Consider the following 18,574-nt stretch of genomic DNA (forward strand, 5'->3'; position numbering starts at 1 on the left):
TTTTCACTCCTTTACAGCTTTCCCTGTACCTTCGCCTTTAAGTATACCTTATCTCATGCGAATTGCAATATCCTTTTCCCGAATTTCTATTTTTTTCTCTTTCAGCAGACGTCCCACTGCTCTTTTGAATTCATTTTTGCTCATAGCAAATTCTGTCCGGATGACTTCCGGAGAAGCCTTGTCTGTAAATGGGATCCGTCCGCCATGCTGTTCCATATAATCCATCAGTTTCGCCGCATCCACATCCATCTGAATAAATGCCTTTTCCCGAACGCTCAGGTCCAGTTTCCCGTCCTCTTTTACTGCTGCCACTCTGGCACGAACTGTCTCCCCTGTGCGGTATTCCCGGAAGAGTTCCCGTTTCGGGATCAAGGCAGAATACATACCGTCTACCGCCACGAAAACACCGAAACGATCGCTTACTTCGTAGATGATACCCTCTACCATGTCATCTTTTTGGTACGGGGAATCTGTACGGAGCTTGTCATACACTTTCATAGTTGCACAAAGCCGCTCGCTTTTATCGATATAAAGACTTACAAGGCACTTGTCCCCGACTTTCACGCGTGTTGTCTGCTCTTTAAACGGGAGGAAAAGGTCTTTTTCAAGTCCCCAGTCCAAAAAAGCTCCATTTTTCCCTGTATCTACGACCTCCAGCACACCCAGTTCTCCCAGTGTGAGTTTTGGTTCTTTTGTCGTCGCAATGAGCCGATCGCTGGAATCTTTATACAGAAAGACCTCCACCGGATCGCCTGGCTCCACTCCTTCCGGCACCTGCTTTTTCGGCAGAAGTACGCGCTCTTTTTCAGAGCCAAGGTAGACTCCAAAATCTACTTCCTTCTCAATGACCAATACCTGTTTTTCTCCTAATTTCATCTTTCTTCTCCTTTGTCCTCCAGTTCAATGACTGCATACGGTTTTCCATCTTTGTCACAAAGCGCTGCTCTGTAAAGTTCTCCTGTATCTTCTAAAACCGGGTAAATGATATCCCCGTAGACGGCCGAGTTTTTATATTCTGCCCGAAGCTTTCGGATATCGAGAGTTCTTCCAAGTTCTTCTTCCAGCTCCTCTACCGCCATCTGCACGTACTGACAATTGTTTACATGCTGGTTTGTATCAATCTGATATTTTCTTACCGGGAATGGTTCCCTTTTTATTCCGGATTTCGGCGCCGGTACTTTTCGGGATGCATAATTCATCGGATAAGGATCGTTTATCCCATATTTTTCCACTTCTTCCTCACTTGGTTTTGCCGGCCGTCCAGTTGTTGTGTCGATATAGACCCAGACAGAATTGGCATAAGCCACGTCTATCCCTTCTTCATCTGTCATAACAAAATTCCGTTCTCCAAAAAAACTCCGGAATCCGGACGCCCACGTTGACACATGGACATACTCCCCAAGTCTTGGATAACGCTTTACTTCTACCTGCCAGGCAGAAAGTACCCATGCCCTGTTTTTCTCTTTCAGATACATCGTTCCAAGCTTCAGATCTTCCGACTGAAAAATACTGATATCCTGAAAATGGTCGATGATCCCGGAAAGAGTAATATATCCGCCGTTTCCAACCTCGCTGAATCGGATCCTTTCCTTCCTTTCGTACTTCATGATACACCCTCTTTTCACTCTTTATTTCTGTTCTTCCACAAAGCTTCTTTCCGCAGTTATGACACACTGATATCTCGAATCCAAATGGTGTATTTTTTCCATCACAAGATGGAGAAGCTCTGTCTCCTGATCTTTCTGGTATCCGTGCGGAACGATCATATCAAAGATCAGATTGATCTGATTTTCGCCGGACACCATCCGGAAATCATGGATGCTGGCAAGGGGTTCTGTCTCCGCCACGATCTTTTCCACCTGTTCTTTTGCACTTATCACTTTCTCATCTTTTGTCTCTACCGGATCCATGTGGATCAGCAGATAAATTCCCAGGTATTTCCTGGCCTCCCGCTCAATACGGTCGATAATTTCGTGAGATGTCTCGATCCCGACGTCATTTGGCACTTCTGCATGAATCGACGCCATACTCCTGCCCGGCCCATAATTATGTACAAGAAGATCATGGGTTCCCACAATCCCGTCATATCCTTCCACAAATTTCGTGATCTCATCGTACGTCTCCGTCGGCACAGCCTCGCCGATCAGCGGTTTGAGCGTGTCTTTTGCGATACCCACACCGGCCCACATGACGACAAGCGCCACTCCTATCCCGACGAATCCATCGATATTGATTCCGGAAATCCGATAGAAAAGAAGGGATAGAATCGTCGCTCCAGTTGTTACCACATCGCCCATGGCGTCCGCTGCCGTGGCCATCATCACTTTTGAATCAATCCTTTTTCCCAGCTTTTTGTTAAATGCCGCCATCCACAGTTTGACACCGATAGATAATACAAGTATGATAACGGAAAATGTGCTGAATTTCAAGATTTCCGGATTTGTAATTTTCCTGAATGCATCTTTAAAAAAGGTAAACCCCACCTGGAGGACGATAAACGCTACTACAAGAGCTGATATATACTCGATCCTTCCATGTCCAAACGGATGTTCTTCGTCAGCAGGTTTTTCCGCCATTTTCACGCCAACAAGGCCGATGACGGAAGATCCTGCGTCAGATAGGTTGTTAAAGGCATCCGCCGTGACGGATACACTGTTCATTATGATTCCTGCCGCCGCCTTGATGAGAAATAAAAATACATTGCAAAAGATGCCTGCTGCACTTGCAAGCACCCCGTATGCCGTGCGCACAGACACCTTCTGCGTATCTTGATAGTCTTTTACAAAATGTCTTACCAAAAACTCTGTCATGTTTGCCCCTTTATTCGTCTTTCCTGTCCCCGAAGAAAAACCACCGGATCCGAAATCTGGATGTCGCCGTGACCATATCATACTCGTCATCTGTGAGTACATTCTGGAGCTTCTCCTTCCCTTTTTCTGGGACTACCGCATGGACGGTATCGATAAAACAGAGATTCGGATAGAGAACGCACCACCAGTTTTTCCCGTCCCCATTTCCAATCTCGATGCGGAGCGCCTCGTATGTCCCTGCCGGGAACGTTACATCCCCGTATGTCTTCTCTGGGAAGTCCGTCTTTTCCAGCCGGACTTTTACAGGATAGGAATATCCCTCCTGCTCCACAATCTTTTTCGCCTCTTTTTCAATCTCAGGAATATGAGCTTTCACGAATTCTTTCGTCTCATCTAATGACTCCGTCTCCGGCCCCATTGTCTCTTCCAGATATCCGATAACCTGGTCTTTTACTTTCATCTTCAGATTCTGATCTTCCTTGGTATCACTGTTTGCAAGTACATGGAAGCGCAGCACTTCGTCTGCCATATGTTCCTGTGTTTCCTGCACTTTTGTTTCCACCGCCCTGACTCTTACGACCCCTCCTGTAAGAAGAAGCCCTGCCAAAACCGCCAGTATGATCCTGATATATTTCCCCGGTATATTCATTGTGTATGTACCTCCCGTCTGTTCTTTCTCTAACGGGAGTATTGCCACATCATTCTTCTTTATTCTGTTTTTCCTGATTTTTGTTTGCTCTGATCGTCTCCAGCACAGCCTCCGCCTGCTTGTCAATGTGGCGTCCGATGACTTCTGCCGCTTTTTGCGTTTCTCTGGCCCGAAGAAAACCGATCAATTCTTTGTGTTCCATCGAGATCTGTTCGTGGAACCCCCGGTGCTTCAAGTATTCCACACGAAACCGATACATTTGTTCACTCAGGTTGTTGAGAAGCTGGATCAGCCGTCTGTTGTCCGTGGACTGGTACACGATGTCGTGAAAATGAACATCCGCCTCCGCCAGTTTTGTCACATCTTCGGACACAAGGCAGGCGTCGAATTCTTCCGCTGCACGTTCCAGATCCGAAAGCGCCTCTTCTGTCATCCGCTGGCATCCGAGCTGTACAGCCAGCACTTCCAGCGCCCTTCGTACTTCCAGAACGTCCCTCATGTTCTTTTCCGTTATCTCTGCCACCTCCGCTCCCCGTCTTGGGATCATGAGCACGAGTCCTTCCAGTTCCAGTTTACGTATAGCTTCCCGGATAGGGGTCCTGCTTACCCCAAGTTTGTTTGCGAGCTGTATCTCCATAAGTCTCTCGCCAGGTTTCAGTTCTCCTCTGAGGATGGCCTGGCGCAGTGTGTTAAATACGACATCGCGAAGTGGTAGGTATTCGTTCATCTGTGCTCCAAAATCTGCTTCCATCAGTCATTCCTCCTGTTCCTTCGTACATTGTGGATGGTTGTAGTATAGACTTGTCTGGCTAGTCCTGCCTGCCGGATCCTTTCTCCTGCTTTTCTCGCCGCGCTTCGTTCTTTAAAAAGACCGAACACCGTCGGACCGCTGCCGCTCATCATGGCATTCATCGCCCCCGCCTGTTTCATTTCTCCCTTGATCCGGGAAATAACCGGGCACAGCTCTTCTGTGACTGTCTCCAGTACATTTCCAAGCTTGTCCGCCACAGCTTTCACATTTTGCTCTTCCAGCCCCCGGATAATGCCGTCGATATCCGGGTGTGCCGTAATCTCCCGGGAATCCAGTTTTTCATAAATAGTCTTTGTGGAAATGCTTACAGGTGGTTTTGCGATCAGGACATGGCACTTCGGCATAGGCGGGAGCGGCGTTAAAATTTCTCCGATCCCTTCCGCCAGAACTGTCCCGCGCATCAGACAATACGGTACGTCCGCGCCAAGGAGAACACCCCTTTTTTTCAGTTCTTCCATATTAAGCTGGAATCCAAACAGACGGTTCATTCCAAAGAGCACCGCAGCCGCATCGGCGCTTCCGCCGGCCATCCCTGCCGCCACCGGAATGTGCTTTTTCAGGCAGATCTTCACCCCACCTTCCGGCCGGAATTCGTCCAGCAAAAGCCTGGCCGCCTTGTACGCGATGTTTGACTCATCTGTAGGCAGAAACGTAAGATTCGTGGACACCTGGATCTTTGGCTCTTCTTTCTTTTCGATCGTCACTTCATCGTAAAGATATACTGTCTGCATGACCATCCTGACATCGTGATACCCATTTTCTCTTCTCCCGAGCACATCCAATCCCAGGTTGATTTTTCCCAAAGCTTTTAACTGAATCCGTTCCATCGAATCTCTCCTTTATCCATCCGTGTGCGTATTGAAACGATACCGGAAGGTTCTCTTTCTGCCACCGAAAAAGGGAATCTTCCGGTATGTATTTTGTATACATTACGCTTATAGTATACTCATATTTTCCCTAAAAATCAATATCCGTTCTCCCGCTTTTAACTCCTCATCCTTCAGACCGTTTACCTCCCGGATACTTTCTTCTGTCGTCCCGTATCTCTTTGCCAGATCAAAAAGGTCTTCCCCTTCTTTTACGATGTATCCGACAATGCCCGGCCGTCCTTCTATGTCTTCCATAGACTTCGGTACAGCCTCCGCATTCACAATGAGATTCACTTCTTCCGGTTTTCTCACAAACGCACGAAATGCAGCGGATGCTTTTACTTCCGCTTTTCCTCCTCCGAGAAGGCTTACTGTGATCTGTTCCGGATATCCGTCTACGAAGCACCGGATATGAGGGCCAATCTCCGGGCATTCCAAGAGACAGGAGAATGGCACCATGCCCTGCCATGTGTCAAATGGAATGCTGTCATCCGGCTTTACATACAAAAAGCAGATATGAAGAATCCCTTCTACCCGGATCCCCTTTTCCTCGGCTTCCGTCCGGACAATTTCCATGGTTCCCCCGGTATGACAGATTTGAAAAATATTGTCTTTGAGCTCCGGCAGGGAAAGCGTCTCATGGATGGAACACTTCAGATGATTCTGCATGACCACCTGCTCATACTCTTCCTTCTTTGTGTCCATTGTAATATCCTGTGTCAGAGAGTACATATCCCTCAAAAATTCCTGTTCTCTCTCCTCATACACTGCCGCCCGTACTTCCAGAGTCACTTCCATACCAATGGCTCTCATTTCCCCGTCTTCATCGAGCCTTGGCTCCGCCGTCTCGTCGGTAAATTTTGTATAAATCTGGTGGAACATTGTCTCATCTGCTCCAGGGCAAGGAATCCTTCCCTCGTAACTTACCGTTTCCTCAATCCAGTTCAGCGTCTCATCCGGAGTCTCGTAGAAGCAAAAAACCAGAAGTTCCCCTGATGCGATAAGGCCGTCCTGGACAAGTTTTGTATCCAGCCTTTGAGGCTTGATATCCGTCCAGAGCAGCGATGCGATATTGTCTTTCCCCTTCGGGAGTTTCAGTTCTTCTTTGATGCGGTATGTATCCCGGATCACATTCTGAACCGTAAGGATCTTCCTTGATTCCTTCTTCTTCATGCTGTCCGCAATCCCTTCCACATCTTCTGTGATCTCCCTGTTTTCCCGTTCCTCCGGGACAAGTACAAGTTCAGCCATGGTCCTGATGTTGAGTTTTCTTGAGTGGATCATCGTCACTGTTACATCCGTGCGGCTGCTCCTCGGCACCCACTCTCCCTTTTCTTCCTCCGAGTAGACCATCTCCTCAAACGGTATCTGACCCGACAGCTCAGCAATCTTTTCATCTGCTTCGTCCGTAACATACAAAATGCGGAAAAGCAATTTCCCCTGTACTTTTATATATTTGTCCGCCCGCTTGATCTCCTCCGGCTTCAGTTCTCCTTCCGACAACATGATTTTCCGGATATCTTTGCGATTGTCCGGTACATTATAGTCACTGTCTATGAGAAACTGATCCACTACCGGCTTCCCGCTCCACTGTGTCTGTACCTGTCTTTTTATCAGCTCCATGAACGCCCTCCTATTCTTCGAATACGACCTGCTTGTCATAATAGTCCAGTTTGACTGCCACATATGGGTATGTCTTCTTTTCTGTCACTTTTTCTTTTTCCCCGGGTCCTTCCAGTACGGTCCGTATATGTACGGCCTTCCCCGTCTCATATACATCTGTTACCTGGATACTGTAGCCGCTCGTCTTCTGTTCCCCGTATCCTCTTGCAATATACATTTTCCCTTTGTCCGTATATGTGATTCGGAACGGATTTGCTTTTTTTTCATCGATGGTCTCTTTTAGCTCCTCAGGAAGTTCTTCTTTCCTTATTACAGTAAATTCGAGATCCTGGCGCTTCCCCTCTGCAAGATCCGTGACGGAACATCCGGAGACTACAATACAGCAGAAAAAGGTTACCACCATTGTCTGGATTTTCCGTTTCTTTCTGGACATAAACAGCACCCTTTCGTTTCTCTTTATCATCATACACAGCTCTTCCGTGAAAAATGACAAATACTGATTTCTTTTCTCTGTTTTTTATAGTATAATTGGAAAGAATACTTATCAAAAGGCAAATTCGTCTGCCATATATGATTATCAATTACAGAAAGGGCTGCACGCTATGTTTCGATTTCTATGTATCGTCCTGTTTCTTGTCGTATACCTGATTCTATCCATTCCTGTCTTCTTTGTGGAATGGCTCATAGGGAAGCAAGACAGAGACAAACGGGACCTGTCATCCCTCCGGATCGTCCAGTGGGGATTTCGATGTATCCTGAAGATTACCGGTGTTTCCGTAACTGTCATAGGGGAAGAAAATGTACCCGAAAACGAACCGGTACTTTTCATCGGGAACCACCGAAGTTTCTTTGATATTCTTCTCACATACACGCGGTGCCGCAGCAAAACGGGATATGTGGCAAAAAAAGAAATGGAAAAAATCCCTCTTCTCTCCACATGGATGAAGTTTCTCTACTGTCTGTTTCTGGACCGCCACGACCCGAAAGAAGGGATGAAGACGATCCTCAAGGCCATCGAGTATATAAAAAATGGGATCAGCATCTGCATCTTCCCGGAAGGAACAAGAAATAAAGGCGAGGAACTTACTCTTCTTCCTTTTAAAGAAGGTTCTTTTAAAATTGCAGATAAAACAGGATGTGCCGTTGTTCCTATCAGTCTCAACAACACGGCCGCCATATTCGAAAATCAGTTTCCACGTATCCGGAAAACCCATGTGGTCATCGAGTATGGGAAACCTGTTTATCCAAAAGACCTGGACAGGGAGACGAGAAAGCATCTCGCGCCTTACTTCCAGAATATCGTACAGGAAACGATCACTCGGAATGCCAAACTTGTATAACATTCCATTGAAGCTGCAAAGGGACCGTGACAAACAGTCACAGTCCCTTTTTGTATCTTATTTCATTTTATTTGATCTGACTTTTCTTTTACTTACATGCCAGAAAATCTTCCACCGCTTTAACTGACGCGGCCTCATCTTCTCCTTCGGCCACAATCTCTACTTCTGTCCCTTCTGAAAGCCCAAATGCCATCACTCCCATCATACTTTTCGCATTTACCTGTTTGCTTCCGCTTTTTAGTAATATCCTGCTTTGAAACTGGCATGCAATACGAACCAGTTCCGTGATGGGATTGTCGTATACCTTTCCAAGATCCCCGGCTGTCGCTTTGCTTGTGGTCATATTGTTGTCCTCCTTTCACGCAAAAATTACCCTGTATGTTATTTAAAAATTATTATATACCGGTTGTATTTTGATTTCAATTTAAACTTGGCAGATTTCATGTTTTTCTTTCCCTTTACAAAAATGAGTGCTATAATGTTTGGAGTATTATGCAGATTTTCGCTATCCGTCGTCTTTTCTTTGGATAGGGGAACAAAAAGGAGTGTGGCCAATGTTTGAAAGAAATTTGACATTGTTGACAGATTTATATGAACTTACTATGATGCAGGGATATTTTAAGGAGCAGGATCATGACAAAGTGGTCGTGTTCGATGTTTTTTATCGTTCTAACCCGTGCAACAACGGCTATTCCATCGCTGCCGGACTGGAGCAGGTCATCGATTATATCAAAGGACTTCATTTTTCTTACGAAGCAGTCGACTATCTGAGAGGACTTCACATCTTCGATGAGGATTTTCTTCATTATCTGAGCGGATATCACTTCAGCGGGGATATTTACGCGATTCCGGAAGGGAGCGTGATTTTCCCGCGGGAACCTCTCATCAAAGTCATCGCTCCTATCATGGAGGCGCAGCTAATCGAGACCGCACTTTTGAACATCACCAACCACCAGTCTCTCATTGCCACAAAGACGGCGCGTGTCGTGTATGCAGCATCCGGCGGCGGTATTATGGAATTCGGTCTCCGCAGAGCTCAGGGCCCGGACGCAGGGCTTTACGGGGCAAGAGCTGCGATGATCGGAGGGTGTGTAGGCACATCAAACGTCCTTGCCGGACAGCTTTTTGACGTTCCGGTCATGGGGACACATGCTCACAGCTGGATCATGAGTTTTCCGGACGAGTACCATGCTTTTAAGGCCTATGCAAATCTTTATCCGGACGCATGTACCCTCCTTGTAGATACGTACGACACTCTCAAATCCGGTGTGCCAAATGCCATCCGCGTGTTCCGTGAAATGAAAGAATCCGGTATTCCTCTTAAAAATTATGGTATCCGCCTTGACAGCGGGGATCTTGCTTACCTTTCCAAAAAGGCTCGAAAGATGTTGGATGAGGCCGGTTTCCCGGATGCAAAGATTGCCGCCTCCAATGACCTTGATGAATACCTGATCCATGATCTGAAACAGCAGGGCGCAGCTATCGATGTGTGGGGTGTGGGAACACACCTGATCACATCCAAGGACTGCCCTTCTTTTGGCGGAGTATATAAACTTGCTGCCATGCAGGATGAGACCGGCACTTTTATCCCGAAAATCAAGCTTTCCGAAAACACGGAAAAAATCACAAATCCAGGTAACAAAACGATCTTCCGAATCTATGACAAAGAATCCGGAAAAATTCGTGCAGATCTCATCTGTTTTGCCGACGAGAAATTCGACGAAAGCAAAGATCTCCTGATCTTCGATCCTATCGAAACATGGAAGAAGACAAAGCTCAAAGGCGGCACTTACACGATGCGTGAAATGCTAGTGCCGGTATTTATCCGGGGTGAATGTGTATATCAGTCTCCTACTGTGATGGAGATCGCAGAATATTGTAAAAAAGAGAAGGAAACTTTGTGGGATGAGACAAAACGTCTTTTCTATCCGCATAAAGTGTATGTAGATTTATCCGATAAATTGTACGCGGTCAAAAAACAGCTTCTTGACAAAATGAGCGTAAATGAAGAATAAGGAGGTTTCTATGAAAATTGTAGTATTAGCAGGCGGACTTAGTACAGAGAGGGATGTCTCCCTTTCTTCCGGCGCCGGCATTTGCCGCACGCTTTTGGAAAGAGGACATCAGGCAATCCTTCTGGATCCATTCCTTGGACTCCCGGATGCACCGCAGAACCTGGAGGAGGTATTTTCCCTCCCGGACGCCGGACTTTCTATTGCCTCCGGCATCAAATCCACAGAACCAGATCTCGATGCCGTACGCGCCTCAAGGGAAGACAAATCAGATTGTTTTCTTGGCGCCAATGTGATCGATATCTGCCGCCTTTCCGACATTGTATTTATGGGACTTCATGGAGATGTGGGGGAAAACGGAAAACTTCAGGCTGCCTTTGATATTCTGGGAATCCGCTACTCTGGCCCAAGTTCTCTCGGATGTGCCCTTTCAATGGACAAAGAAATCACAAAAGTCATTTTTGAAGCGAACCAGATTCCGACTCCTCACGGCACATGGATGAAACGAGGCTTGGCAGACCACTCTCTGGCATCTTGCGGACTTTCCCTCCCTCTTGTTGTAAAACCATGTTCCGGCGGCTCCAGCATCGGTGTTTATATCGTCCACACGGAAGAGGAGTTTGACCGTGCCGTAACGGAGTCCTTCCGGTACGAGGATGAGATCATCGTCGAAGAATACATCAAAGGACGAGAACTCGCCTGCGGAGTCATCGACGGCAAAGCTCTTCCGGTCATCGAAATCTGTCCAAAAAATGGATGGTTTGATTACGCCAACAAATACCAGGACGGATACACAGAGGAAATCTGTCCTGCCAGAATCCCGGAGGAAATCGCTGACCGCATCCAGAAAGCAGCCGAAGCGGCCTTCCGCGCACTGAAGCTTGATGTGTACGCCCGTGCCGATTTTCTTTTGACAGAATCCGGCGAAATCTATTGTCTGGAATATAACAGTCTGCCTGGTATGACGGCTGCAAGTCTTCTTCCAAAAGAAGCGCAGGCTGCAGGAATTGAGTTCGGAGATCTGTGCGAACTCATTATCGAGAAATCTATGGATGCCAGATATCGTGGATAAGCAGATTGATACGAAAGAATGGAGGAATGAACTATGAAAGGGTTATCTCTAGAAACAATCGCTTCTGCGTGTGGAGGGACCTATGTGGGAGATCCGTCGCTTCTTGGGCGGGAAATCCTTGGTGTTGCCATCGACAGCCGAAAAATACAGACGGACTTCCTTTTTATCCCTATCAAAGGTGCACGGGTGGACGGCCATGATTTTATCGGTCAGGTAATGGAAAGCGGCGCATTATGTACACTCTCCGAACACCCTCTCAGCGATGTCTCCTACCCGTACATCCAGGTAAGTTCCACAACCCAGGCTTTGAAAGATATCGCAAAGTATTACCGGACACACCTGGATATCAAAGTGATCGGCATTACCGGAAGTGTTGGCAAAACGAGCACAAAAGAAATGATCGCTTCCGTCCTGTCTCAGAAATACCATGTTCTGAAAACAGAGGGAAATTATAACAACGAGATCGGGCTTCCGCTTACGATCTTTCGGCTGACAGAAGAGCATGAAATCGCAGTTCTGGAAATGGGGATCGATCATTTTGGGGAAATGCACCGGCTTGCTGATATTGCGCAGCCGGACATCTGCGTCATCACGAATATCGGCTATGCCCATCTGGAAAATCTCGGCAGCCGTGAAGGGATCTTAAAGGCAAAAACCGAGATCTTCGATCATCTTGGCCCGGATTCCTGCGTTATCTTAAACGGGGATGACGACATGCTCCGAACGATTTCCGATGTACAGGGAAATCGTCCGATCTTTTTTGGTATCGATACTGCTGCTCCGGTCTTTGCTTCCCATATAGAAGACAGAGGTCTGCTTGGAACACTGTGCCGGATCCAGCTTCCACAGACTTCAGATGCCCCAGAAATTTCTGTCACTGCAGATATCACAATCCCGGGAAAACATATGGTATACAATGCTATGGCCGGCGCCTGCATCGGGCATCTTCTTGGGCTTTCGAAACAGGAAATCGAGGACGGTATTCACGCTTTAACACCGGTAAGCGGGCGCAATCATCTGATCCAGACCGGATATCTCTCTGTTATCGACGACTGCTATAACGCCAATCCGGCATCCATGAAAGCTTCTCTCGACGTCCTTTCCTCAGCACCCGGACGAACAGTGGCTATCATGGGCGATATGCTGGAGCTTGGGAAAGATGAAAAAGCGCTGCATTATGAAATAGGAGAATATGCAGCCCGAAAAGGCATTGATCTGATTATCTGTATCGGAGAGCTCGCTTCCGAAATCTGCCGCGGTGCTTCCAATACCGGATTTGGAACCAAAGCTTTACACTTTGATTCCAAAGAAGCCTTTCTGGAAAACATGCCGTCCCTTCTCCAAAAAGGAGACACTGTGCTCGTAAAAGCATCCAACAGCATGAAATTTCCGGAAATCGTAAACGCACTGCGTGAGTTTTATGCGTAGTGATGCGTCAGATTACAAATAAAATTAGAAAGGTTTTACTATGAAATATCAAGTACTTGTTCTGGATTTGGACGGCACACTGACAAATTCATCGAAACAGATCACACCGCCCACAAAACAGGCGCTTATCGACATACAGGAAAACGGAAAACGAGTCGTTCTTGCAAGTGGACGCCCTACACAGGGCGTTCTTCCTCTTGCAAAAGAACTGAAGATGGATCATTTCGGCAATTACATCCTTTCCTTCAATGGGGGAAAAATCATCGACTGCCGGACAGGAAATGTCATTTACAATAAAACAATCCCGAACGGCATTGTTACCCCACTGTTTGAGATCGTAAAACAATACGATGCAGATATTATAGCCTACACGGACAAAAATTTGATCTCAGGCATCAAACCGAACCAATATACACAGCTGGAATCCCGCATCAATAATATGCCGATCCTGCAGACAGACCACTTCACAAAAGATGTGGACTTTCCGAACAATAAATTTCTGATCAGCGGAGAACCTGACGTCATCGCACTGATCCAAAAAGAAACGACCCATCATTTCCGGGGCCTTCTGAATATTTACTGTTCCGAACCATTTTTCCTGGAGATCATGCCACAGAATATCGACAAAGCATACTCCCTCCTGAAACTTCTGAGCAGCATCGGACTAGACGCAGACGAAATGATCTGCTGCGGAGACGGATATAACGATATAACGATGATCGAAACAGCCGGACTCGGCGTGGCGATGCAGAATGCTCAGCCCCTCGTACGCGAAAAAGCCGACTACATCACAAAATCAAACGATGAAGACGGCGTCCTGCATGTGATACAGCAGTTTTTACTTGACTAGGGGACGGGTTCCGACTCGTCGGTACACGTCCCCGATTTTTGACACGATTTTTGTCAAGTTCTTTTTTTGTATTTGTTGCATTTCTTTTGTACTTCTTCGAATTCTGGTATGGATGTGAGTCCTCCGATTTTTTGTACGGAGAGTCCTGATGCGCATGTGCTTTGTATGAGATTTTTTTCCATGTTCCATTTTCTTGTCAGTCCGTAAGCAAAGGCTCCATGGAAGATATCTCCTGCTCCGGTGGAATCGACGGCTTTTACCTGGCAGGCTGGCATATGCCCCAGGCTGCCGTCTTTTTTTCTGTAAAGGAGCCCGTTTTCTCCCAGTGTGACAACAGCGTATCTGCCGTTGATCTGTTCTATCTGTCGAAATATTTCCTCACATATATCCCATTCTTCCAGGTGGATTCCTTTTCCTGTATACTGTCTTGCAAAATCTTCTGAGCAGATGAGATAATCGGTCTTTTGGGCAACTTTGTATGTGCTTTCCCGGAATGTGCCTGCATCTGCCACAGAGATTGCCTGGGGATTCGCCGCGATCATGGCCAGGCTGATCTCCGGTTCATGTCCATCACTTAAGATCACATCCGCCTTCTTTTCCGGGATGTGATACTCTGTCTTTTCCCGAGTTCCCGGGAAATTAAAGATCGTCCGGCTGCCTTTTGCTTTTCCGGCTATGATCATGCTGTGCGGGGTTTTCATCCCCGGACATGGAATCAGATATTCTGTACCCACATGGTATTTCTGCAGTGTCTCTTTCAATTTCTTCCCATATTCATCTGAGCCAATCCGTGATATCAATTCCACATTCGCGCCCCATTTTCCGCACAGACATGCCGCATTGAAGGCAGGTCCTCCTCCGCACTCGAAATATTCCAAAACCCGGTATTTCCTGTTTTCCTCTATCGCTCCTTCAATAGGCACTGTGATATCATAAGCGGACTGCCCGATACAAAATATGTTCATTTCTTATTCCTTTCCCTTCTTATCCTCCGGGCATAATTCTTTACATAGAATATGGCGGAGCAGTCCCCCGTACTTTTCTTTTGTCTTCATGATCTCATATCCTCTCCTCTGCACATTGGAGAGGCTGTATATGTTATCCGGATGGACTGTGGCTAATAAATATCGGAATCCCCTTCTTTTCATCTCTTCCTCACACACTTCCATCATCCGCCTTTGAAGATGATACCCTCTGTACTGCGGACGGACAGCGGCGATATCCATGTGCGCGGTCACACTCCTCTGTTCTTTCGTATATCCAAGGTCAAATCCCATATTTTCCTCTTTTTCTCCCGGTATATCCACGAGAAACAGACCGGCAATGACGCCGTCTTCCGCTTCTGCAACTACTACATATCCGATCTTGTCATTTTCCAGATGTTCTTTTACATATAATTCTCCTGAATTGGAAAACCATTCTGAATTTTCCATGTTGTCCACAATATCTCTTATGATCTCACAGATTTGTTCTGCATCTGTCTTTCTTGCAGGGCGAATGCAAAATGTATGTCCCTTCGCTCTATCTATTGCCCGATTATAGGCCTTTCTTGTATCCGGGTCAAAGCAGACCATCGTCACTTCTTCTATCCGGCTTCCGCTTTTCAGAAACCGAAGGATTGTTCTCACTGCAATTTCTGCCGCCTTCTCGACAGGGAATCCGTACACTCCTGTACTGATAGAAGGAAACGCTACCGTCTGAAGTCCATATTCCTCCGCCAGGAGCAGGCTGTTGTGATAACAAGACTCCAGAAGTTCTTCCTCTTTTTTGCTTCCCCCGCGCCAGACTGGCCCAGGTGTATGAATCACATATCTTGCAGGCAGACGGAATCCCTGCGTAATCTTTGCCTGTCCGGTCTCGCACCCATGAAGCTTCCTGCATTCTTCCAGGAGCATCGGTCCGGCCGCTCGATGGATAGCACCATCCACTCCACCCCCTCCCAACAGGGATGTGTTTGCAGCATTGACAATCGCGTCTACCTTGTATGTCGTAATATCTCCCGTTTCAATTTTCAATCTTCCCATTTGCCGCCTCCAAACCATTTTCTTTTCCCCAGTTTTTTACAATTTCCGGAACCTCTAAAAGAGACTCGGCAACACAGTCGATATGCTCCATAAGGTCCTCATCCGGCTCTGTCAAATCGGGAATCATCAAAACTTTACAGCCGGCACCATGTGCCGAATATATACCGTTTGGCGCATCTTCCACTGCAAGACAATCTTCCGGTTTTTCCCCCATCTTCCGACACGCGTACAGATATACATCCGGAAATGGCTTTCCCCTTTCTACCATGGTCGCACAGACAATCTCATCAAACAAATCATAAATGCCGGTCTGCTGCAAATATGCTCTTGTCCTCTCCTCATCTGTAGCTGTCACTACCGCCGTCCTTATATGCATTTTCCTCAGTGAGGACAGAGCCTCGTCCACTCCCGTTTTTTTCTCTACCCCATGCTTTTCCAGGTGCTGCTTCATCAGCGCCTTCCTGCGTTCCCGGATAGCCATGTAGTCAAAATCGGCCCCATATTTTTCCGCAAAGTAAGGTGCCGCATATGTACTTGCAAAGCTCCGAAACTGACAGGCCTCCTCTATCGTGAGTTCAAACCCTGCCTCTTTGGCCGCCTGCACCCAGAATCTCGTCAGATATTTTTCTGTATCGATCAATGTTCCGTCCATATCAAATAACACTGTCCGTATCATGCGCTCTCCCTCCGCCGGCTTTCTCTGTCTGCCAGATGCCATTCATCATTTCTACCTTCAAGCTCTCTACCGCGCCGTCTCCGTGGACATGGATCTCAAACATTCCCATATCCGACTGCTGATAAAATTTTTTTGTCCCGGAATCTTCCCCGTCATTCAAAAAAACTTCACATACATTTCTGTCCACAAAAACTTCTACCTTTGTTACCATCTGTGTTTCTGCAGGATAAAGAATATTCTTGGATCCCATTCCAACTGTGCGGAATCTTGTCTGCCCGTTCTGCTGCTCAAGATAGAGCTTTCGATCCTTCCATTTAAAAAGTGTCATCCGAAAGTCTGCCGCCTCTTTCATTTGAAGCTTTACGTGATATGTATTTCCTTTGATTGTCTCCAGCTTTACCCGGGAATCTTTGCCTTCATAGAGCGTCTCCCCTATCTGTCCATAGATTGCCGGCAGCGGATTCCGATACAGTTTTCCATCTCGGATATAAGTAATCCTCGGGATGCTCATACTGCCGCATCCTCCATTTTGAGACTTCACATGTTCTTTTAATGTATCCCGTATCCATCCGATGGATACGATACCATTTCTTGTCTTCACAGACTGGACAGCATAGAGATCGCCTCCGAAATCATAGAGTCCCCTTTTCTCCGGATGGAATCTGTCCTGGTACCACTCGCCGATATAGTAATAAACGCCGTTCTTTCTCCCTGCTTCGTCCCGGTGTCCACAGTACCCAACTGTAAGGATCCATTTTCCACCGGTGCGGAAAAGATCCGGACATTCCAAAGGAAATGCATGATCTGCCTCCAGCTCCTCAAAGGCTGTCCCGTCATAGGTCCAATGATGGAGATTTCGTGATGTATAAAGTGCGATAGCCGGATACTCTTCTGTCCCTGTACCCAAAAGCATTTTATATATTCCATTTTCCACAAAGACTTTGGGGTCTCTGATATCTTTTAAAAGTCCTTTTTCCTGTTCTTGGATCAATGGTTCTTCCCGCTCAAATTCAAGTCCATCTCTTGATTCTTTCACGACCTGGTATTCCATCATCTCGCTTGGCTCTTCCCGCCTGGATATGTGTCTTGTAAAGAATAGTCTCATTTTCTCATCCTGATCAACAAACGCATGCCCGGAAAACGCCCCTCCCACAAGAGACGGATCTTCCAGAAGCTCTGTCTGAGGTTCTATACAGACCGGAAGATGTGTCCAATGTACCATATCTTTGGTTACAGCATGGCCCCAGTACATGTTATCCCATTCCTCTGAAAACGGATGGAACTGGTAAAACAGATGATAATAGTTGCGGTAAAAACAGAACCCGTTCGGGTCATTCATCCAACCTTTGAACGGCATAAAATGATATTGTGTCCGCATCGGTGTGTCGTACCATTCCCCAAGATCTTGTTTTTCGTATGTACTCCCATCCTGCAAAAAGCAGACGCCTTTCTCCATGATCTGATCCAACCCGCTTAGATATGCATAAGAAATGTCGCAGTCTGCTGTATAAAGCTCATAAGCAGTCCCCTGATTTACTGCCATGCGTATCCATTGCCGGTACTTTGTCGTCCGTATCGTCTTGTACACTCCTCCGGAAATAACCTGGATCGTCCCTGTCTTCCCCGGTTTTGTCTTTATAAACAACTCCAGTCGTCTGTATTTCTGTGTATGAATGATCATGTCCTCGCCCTCCTGTCGCAGCAGGCCGTACCTCAACTCAGCCTTCGTTTGTTGTTTTACATCTACTTTAGTATACCACAAAAACAGTGCCCTTTGCAGCAAAACGGCATCTTACCTCCCTTCTTCGTAAGTAAGATGCCGTCTCTTTTCCGTTATCCTATAAAATGGAACGCTGCGATTACGATTGTCGTGCCGATGACTGCTATCATTGCAGTCAAAAAGCCAACTGTAACCCATCTCGGAAGCGTTTGCGCATTCTTTGGTATCTCATCTCCTGGCGCCGTAGAAAGCTCCGCTTCAGAAAGAACCGATTCGATAATTTCCATCGCTCTGGATGCATCCAGCTCATCCACATAGATTTTCTCTCCATAGATAGAGTTTCCGGTATATACATCCATGGCTCCTCCGCTTCCCGGAGCTTCCCGAAATCCCTGGATATGATTTCTGTGAAGTGCTTCCAGGAGCATTTCAGCCTCTACCCTGTCTCCCGCCGTATAAATCTTTACCGGCTTCATTGCCTCTACAGCTTCTTTTCTCGCTTTCACTGCCATAAAAACACCTCCGCCCCACATATCGGATCATCGGATTTTCAGTTGTTCGTATAGAATCATTATAGCCCTGTTCTTTTCTTTTTTCAATCGATAAATCTTTCTCTCCGCTCTTGACATTTTCTTGATTTGGATCTATTATGATATCAAAATAATATCATTTCAACTCATACATTAATAG

The 18,574-nt window shown here is 46.6% G+C and carries 19 protein-coding genes and 1 pseudogene; 5 read left to right on the top strand and 15 right to left on the bottom strand.

Going from position 1 to position 18,574, the window contains the following annotated elements; all coding sequences use genetic code 11:
• Positions 1-48 precede the first annotated feature (48 nt).
• From ACLROL_RS07955 to ACLROL_RS07990, 8 genes are all read right to left on the bottom strand, one after another.
• Positions 49-876 carry a S1 RNA-binding domain-containing protein gene (locus ACLROL_RS07955; protein ID WP_087201155.1) on the bottom strand — a complete coding sequence of 276 codons (828 nt, stop codon included), beginning with the start codon at positions 874-876 and terminating at the stop codon, positions 49-51.
• Positions 873-1,607, bottom strand: a complete 735-nt coding sequence (locus tag ACLROL_RS07960; protein ID WP_087213080.1) for an acyl-[acyl-carrier-protein] thioesterase — start codon at positions 1,605-1,607, stop codon at positions 873-875. Before ACLROL_RS07960 ends, ACLROL_RS07955 begins: the two co-directional genes overlap by 4 nt.
• A gap of 21 nt (positions 1,608-1,628) precedes the next feature.
• A complete protein-coding gene (locus tag ACLROL_RS07965) occupies positions 1,629-2,810 on the bottom strand; it encodes a cation diffusion facilitator family transporter (RefSeq protein ID WP_087201159.1) in 1,182 nt (393 codons plus the stop codon).
• 10 nt (positions 2,811-2,820) lie between these two features.
• Positions 2,821-3,459: a stage II sporulation protein R gene (gene spoIIR / locus ACLROL_RS07970; RefSeq protein ID WP_087201287.1), complete on the bottom strand. Its 639-nt coding sequence runs from the start codon at positions 3,457-3,459 to the stop codon at positions 2,821-2,823.
• A gap of 49 nt (positions 3,460-3,508) precedes the next feature.
• Positions 3,509-4,210, bottom strand: coding sequence for a GntR family transcriptional regulator (locus tag ACLROL_RS07975; protein ID WP_087201162.1), 702 nt, complete (start codon positions 4,208-4,210; stop codon positions 3,509-3,511).
• Positions 4,210-5,097, bottom strand: a complete 888-nt coding sequence (ispE, locus tag ACLROL_RS07980) for a 4-(cytidine 5'-diphospho)-2-C-methyl-D-erythritol kinase (protein ID WP_413067654.1) — start codon at positions 5,095-5,097, stop codon at positions 4,210-4,212. The genes ACLROL_RS07975 and ispE overlap by 1 nt, the downstream gene beginning before the upstream one ends.
• Positions 5,098-5,205: 108 nt before the next feature.
• Positions 5,206-6,762: a DUF3794 and LysM peptidoglycan-binding domain-containing protein gene (locus tag ACLROL_RS07985; RefSeq protein ID WP_087201166.1), complete on the bottom strand. Its 1,557-nt coding sequence runs from the start codon at positions 6,760-6,762 to the stop codon at positions 5,206-5,208.
• 10 nt (positions 6,763-6,772) lie between these two features.
• Positions 6,773-7,228, bottom strand: coding sequence for a protease complex subunit PrcB family protein (locus ACLROL_RS07990; RefSeq protein ID WP_246599100.1), 456 nt, complete (start codon positions 7,226-7,228; stop codon positions 6,773-6,775).
• Positions 7,229-7,364: 136 nt separating this feature from the next.
• On the opposite strand from ACLROL_RS07990, the gene ACLROL_RS07995 reads away from it, so the two are divergent.
• Positions 7,365-8,102, top strand: coding sequence for a lysophospholipid acyltransferase family protein (locus ACLROL_RS07995; protein WP_087201169.1), 738 nt, complete (start codon positions 7,365-7,367; stop codon positions 8,100-8,102).
• A gap of 88 nt (positions 8,103-8,190) precedes the next feature.
• Here the strand turns inward: ACLROL_RS07995 and ACLROL_RS08000 are convergent, their stop codons facing one another.
• On the bottom strand, positions 8,191-8,445 hold the full coding sequence (locus tag ACLROL_RS08000) for an HPr family phosphocarrier protein (protein ID WP_087201172.1): 255 nt from the start codon (positions 8,443-8,445) through the stop codon (positions 8,191-8,193).
• A gap of 211 nt (positions 8,446-8,656) precedes the next feature.
• Here ACLROL_RS08000 and ACLROL_RS08005 point away from each other — a divergent pair, with 211 nt between their 5' ends.
• Genes ACLROL_RS08005 through ACLROL_RS08020 form a run of 4 tightly spaced genes read left to right on the top strand, consistent with a single transcriptional unit; the run spans position 8,657 to position 13,464 of the window.
• Positions 8,657-10,117 carry a nicotinate phosphoribosyltransferase gene (locus ACLROL_RS08005; protein ID WP_413067655.1) on the top strand — a complete coding sequence of 487 codons (1,461 nt, stop codon included), beginning with the start codon at positions 8,657-8,659 and terminating at the stop codon, positions 10,115-10,117.
• 10 nt (positions 10,118-10,127) lie between these two features.
• Positions 10,128-11,186 (top strand): D-alanine--D-alanine ligase, encoded by a 1,059-nt coding sequence (locus tag ACLROL_RS08010; RefSeq protein WP_413067656.1) that lies wholly within the window; start codon positions 10,128-10,130, stop codon positions 11,184-11,186.
• A gap of 33 nt (positions 11,187-11,219) precedes the next feature.
• On the top strand, positions 11,220-12,614 hold the full coding sequence (locus ACLROL_RS08015) for a UDP-N-acetylmuramoyl-tripeptide--D-alanyl-D-alanine ligase (protein ID WP_087201179.1): 1,395 nt from the start codon (positions 11,220-11,222) through the stop codon (positions 12,612-12,614).
• Positions 12,615-12,654: 40 nt separating this feature from the next.
• A complete protein-coding gene (locus tag ACLROL_RS08020) occupies positions 12,655-13,464 on the top strand; it encodes a Cof-type HAD-IIB family hydrolase (protein ID WP_413067657.1) in 810 nt (269 codons plus the stop codon).
• A 53-nt stretch (positions 13,465-13,517) separates the two neighbouring features.
• On the opposite strand, the gene ACLROL_RS08025 is transcribed toward ACLROL_RS08020, so the two are convergent.
• From ACLROL_RS08025 to ACLROL_RS08050, 6 genes and pseudogenes are all read right to left on the bottom strand, one after another.
• The gene (locus ACLROL_RS08025; RefSeq protein WP_413067658.1) at positions 13,518-14,429 is read right to left on the bottom strand and encodes a carbohydrate kinase family protein; all 912 of its coding nucleotides are present in this window, start codon (positions 14,427-14,429) and stop codon (positions 13,518-13,520) included.
• A gap of 3 nt (positions 14,430-14,432) precedes the next feature.
• Positions 14,433-14,897, bottom strand: coding sequence for a GNAT family N-acetyltransferase (locus ACLROL_RS08030; protein WP_246599105.1), 465 nt, complete (start codon positions 14,895-14,897; stop codon positions 14,433-14,435).
• A 93-nt stretch (positions 14,898-14,990) separates the two neighbouring features.
• Positions 14,991-15,488, bottom strand: a pseudogene (locus tag ACLROL_RS08035) (O-acetyl-ADP-ribose deacetylase); the annotation flags it as partial.
• Positions 15,469-16,164 (bottom strand): HAD family hydrolase, encoded by a 696-nt coding sequence (locus ACLROL_RS08040; RefSeq protein WP_413067659.1) that lies wholly within the window; start codon positions 16,162-16,164, stop codon positions 15,469-15,471. The pseudogene ACLROL_RS08035 and the gene ACLROL_RS08040, both read right to left, overlap by 20 nt.
• Positions 16,142-17,845 (bottom strand): glycoside hydrolase family 32 protein, encoded by a 1,704-nt coding sequence (locus ACLROL_RS08045; RefSeq protein ID WP_221919460.1) that lies wholly within the window; start codon positions 17,843-17,845, stop codon positions 16,142-16,144. Before ACLROL_RS08045 ends, ACLROL_RS08040 begins: the two co-directional genes overlap by 23 nt.
• Before the next feature lie 152 nt (positions 17,846-17,997).
• Complete coding sequence (locus ACLROL_RS08050) at positions 17,998-18,396, bottom strand: putative signal transducing protein (protein WP_087213333.1); 399 nt, start codon at positions 18,394-18,396, stop codon at positions 17,998-18,000.
• Between the last annotated feature and the right edge of the window lie 178 nt (positions 18,397-18,574).

The organism is Sellimonas sp., assembly GCF_047234585.1.
GTDB lineage: Bacteria > Bacillota > Clostridia > Lachnospirales > Lachnospiraceae > Sellimonas > Sellimonas caecigallum.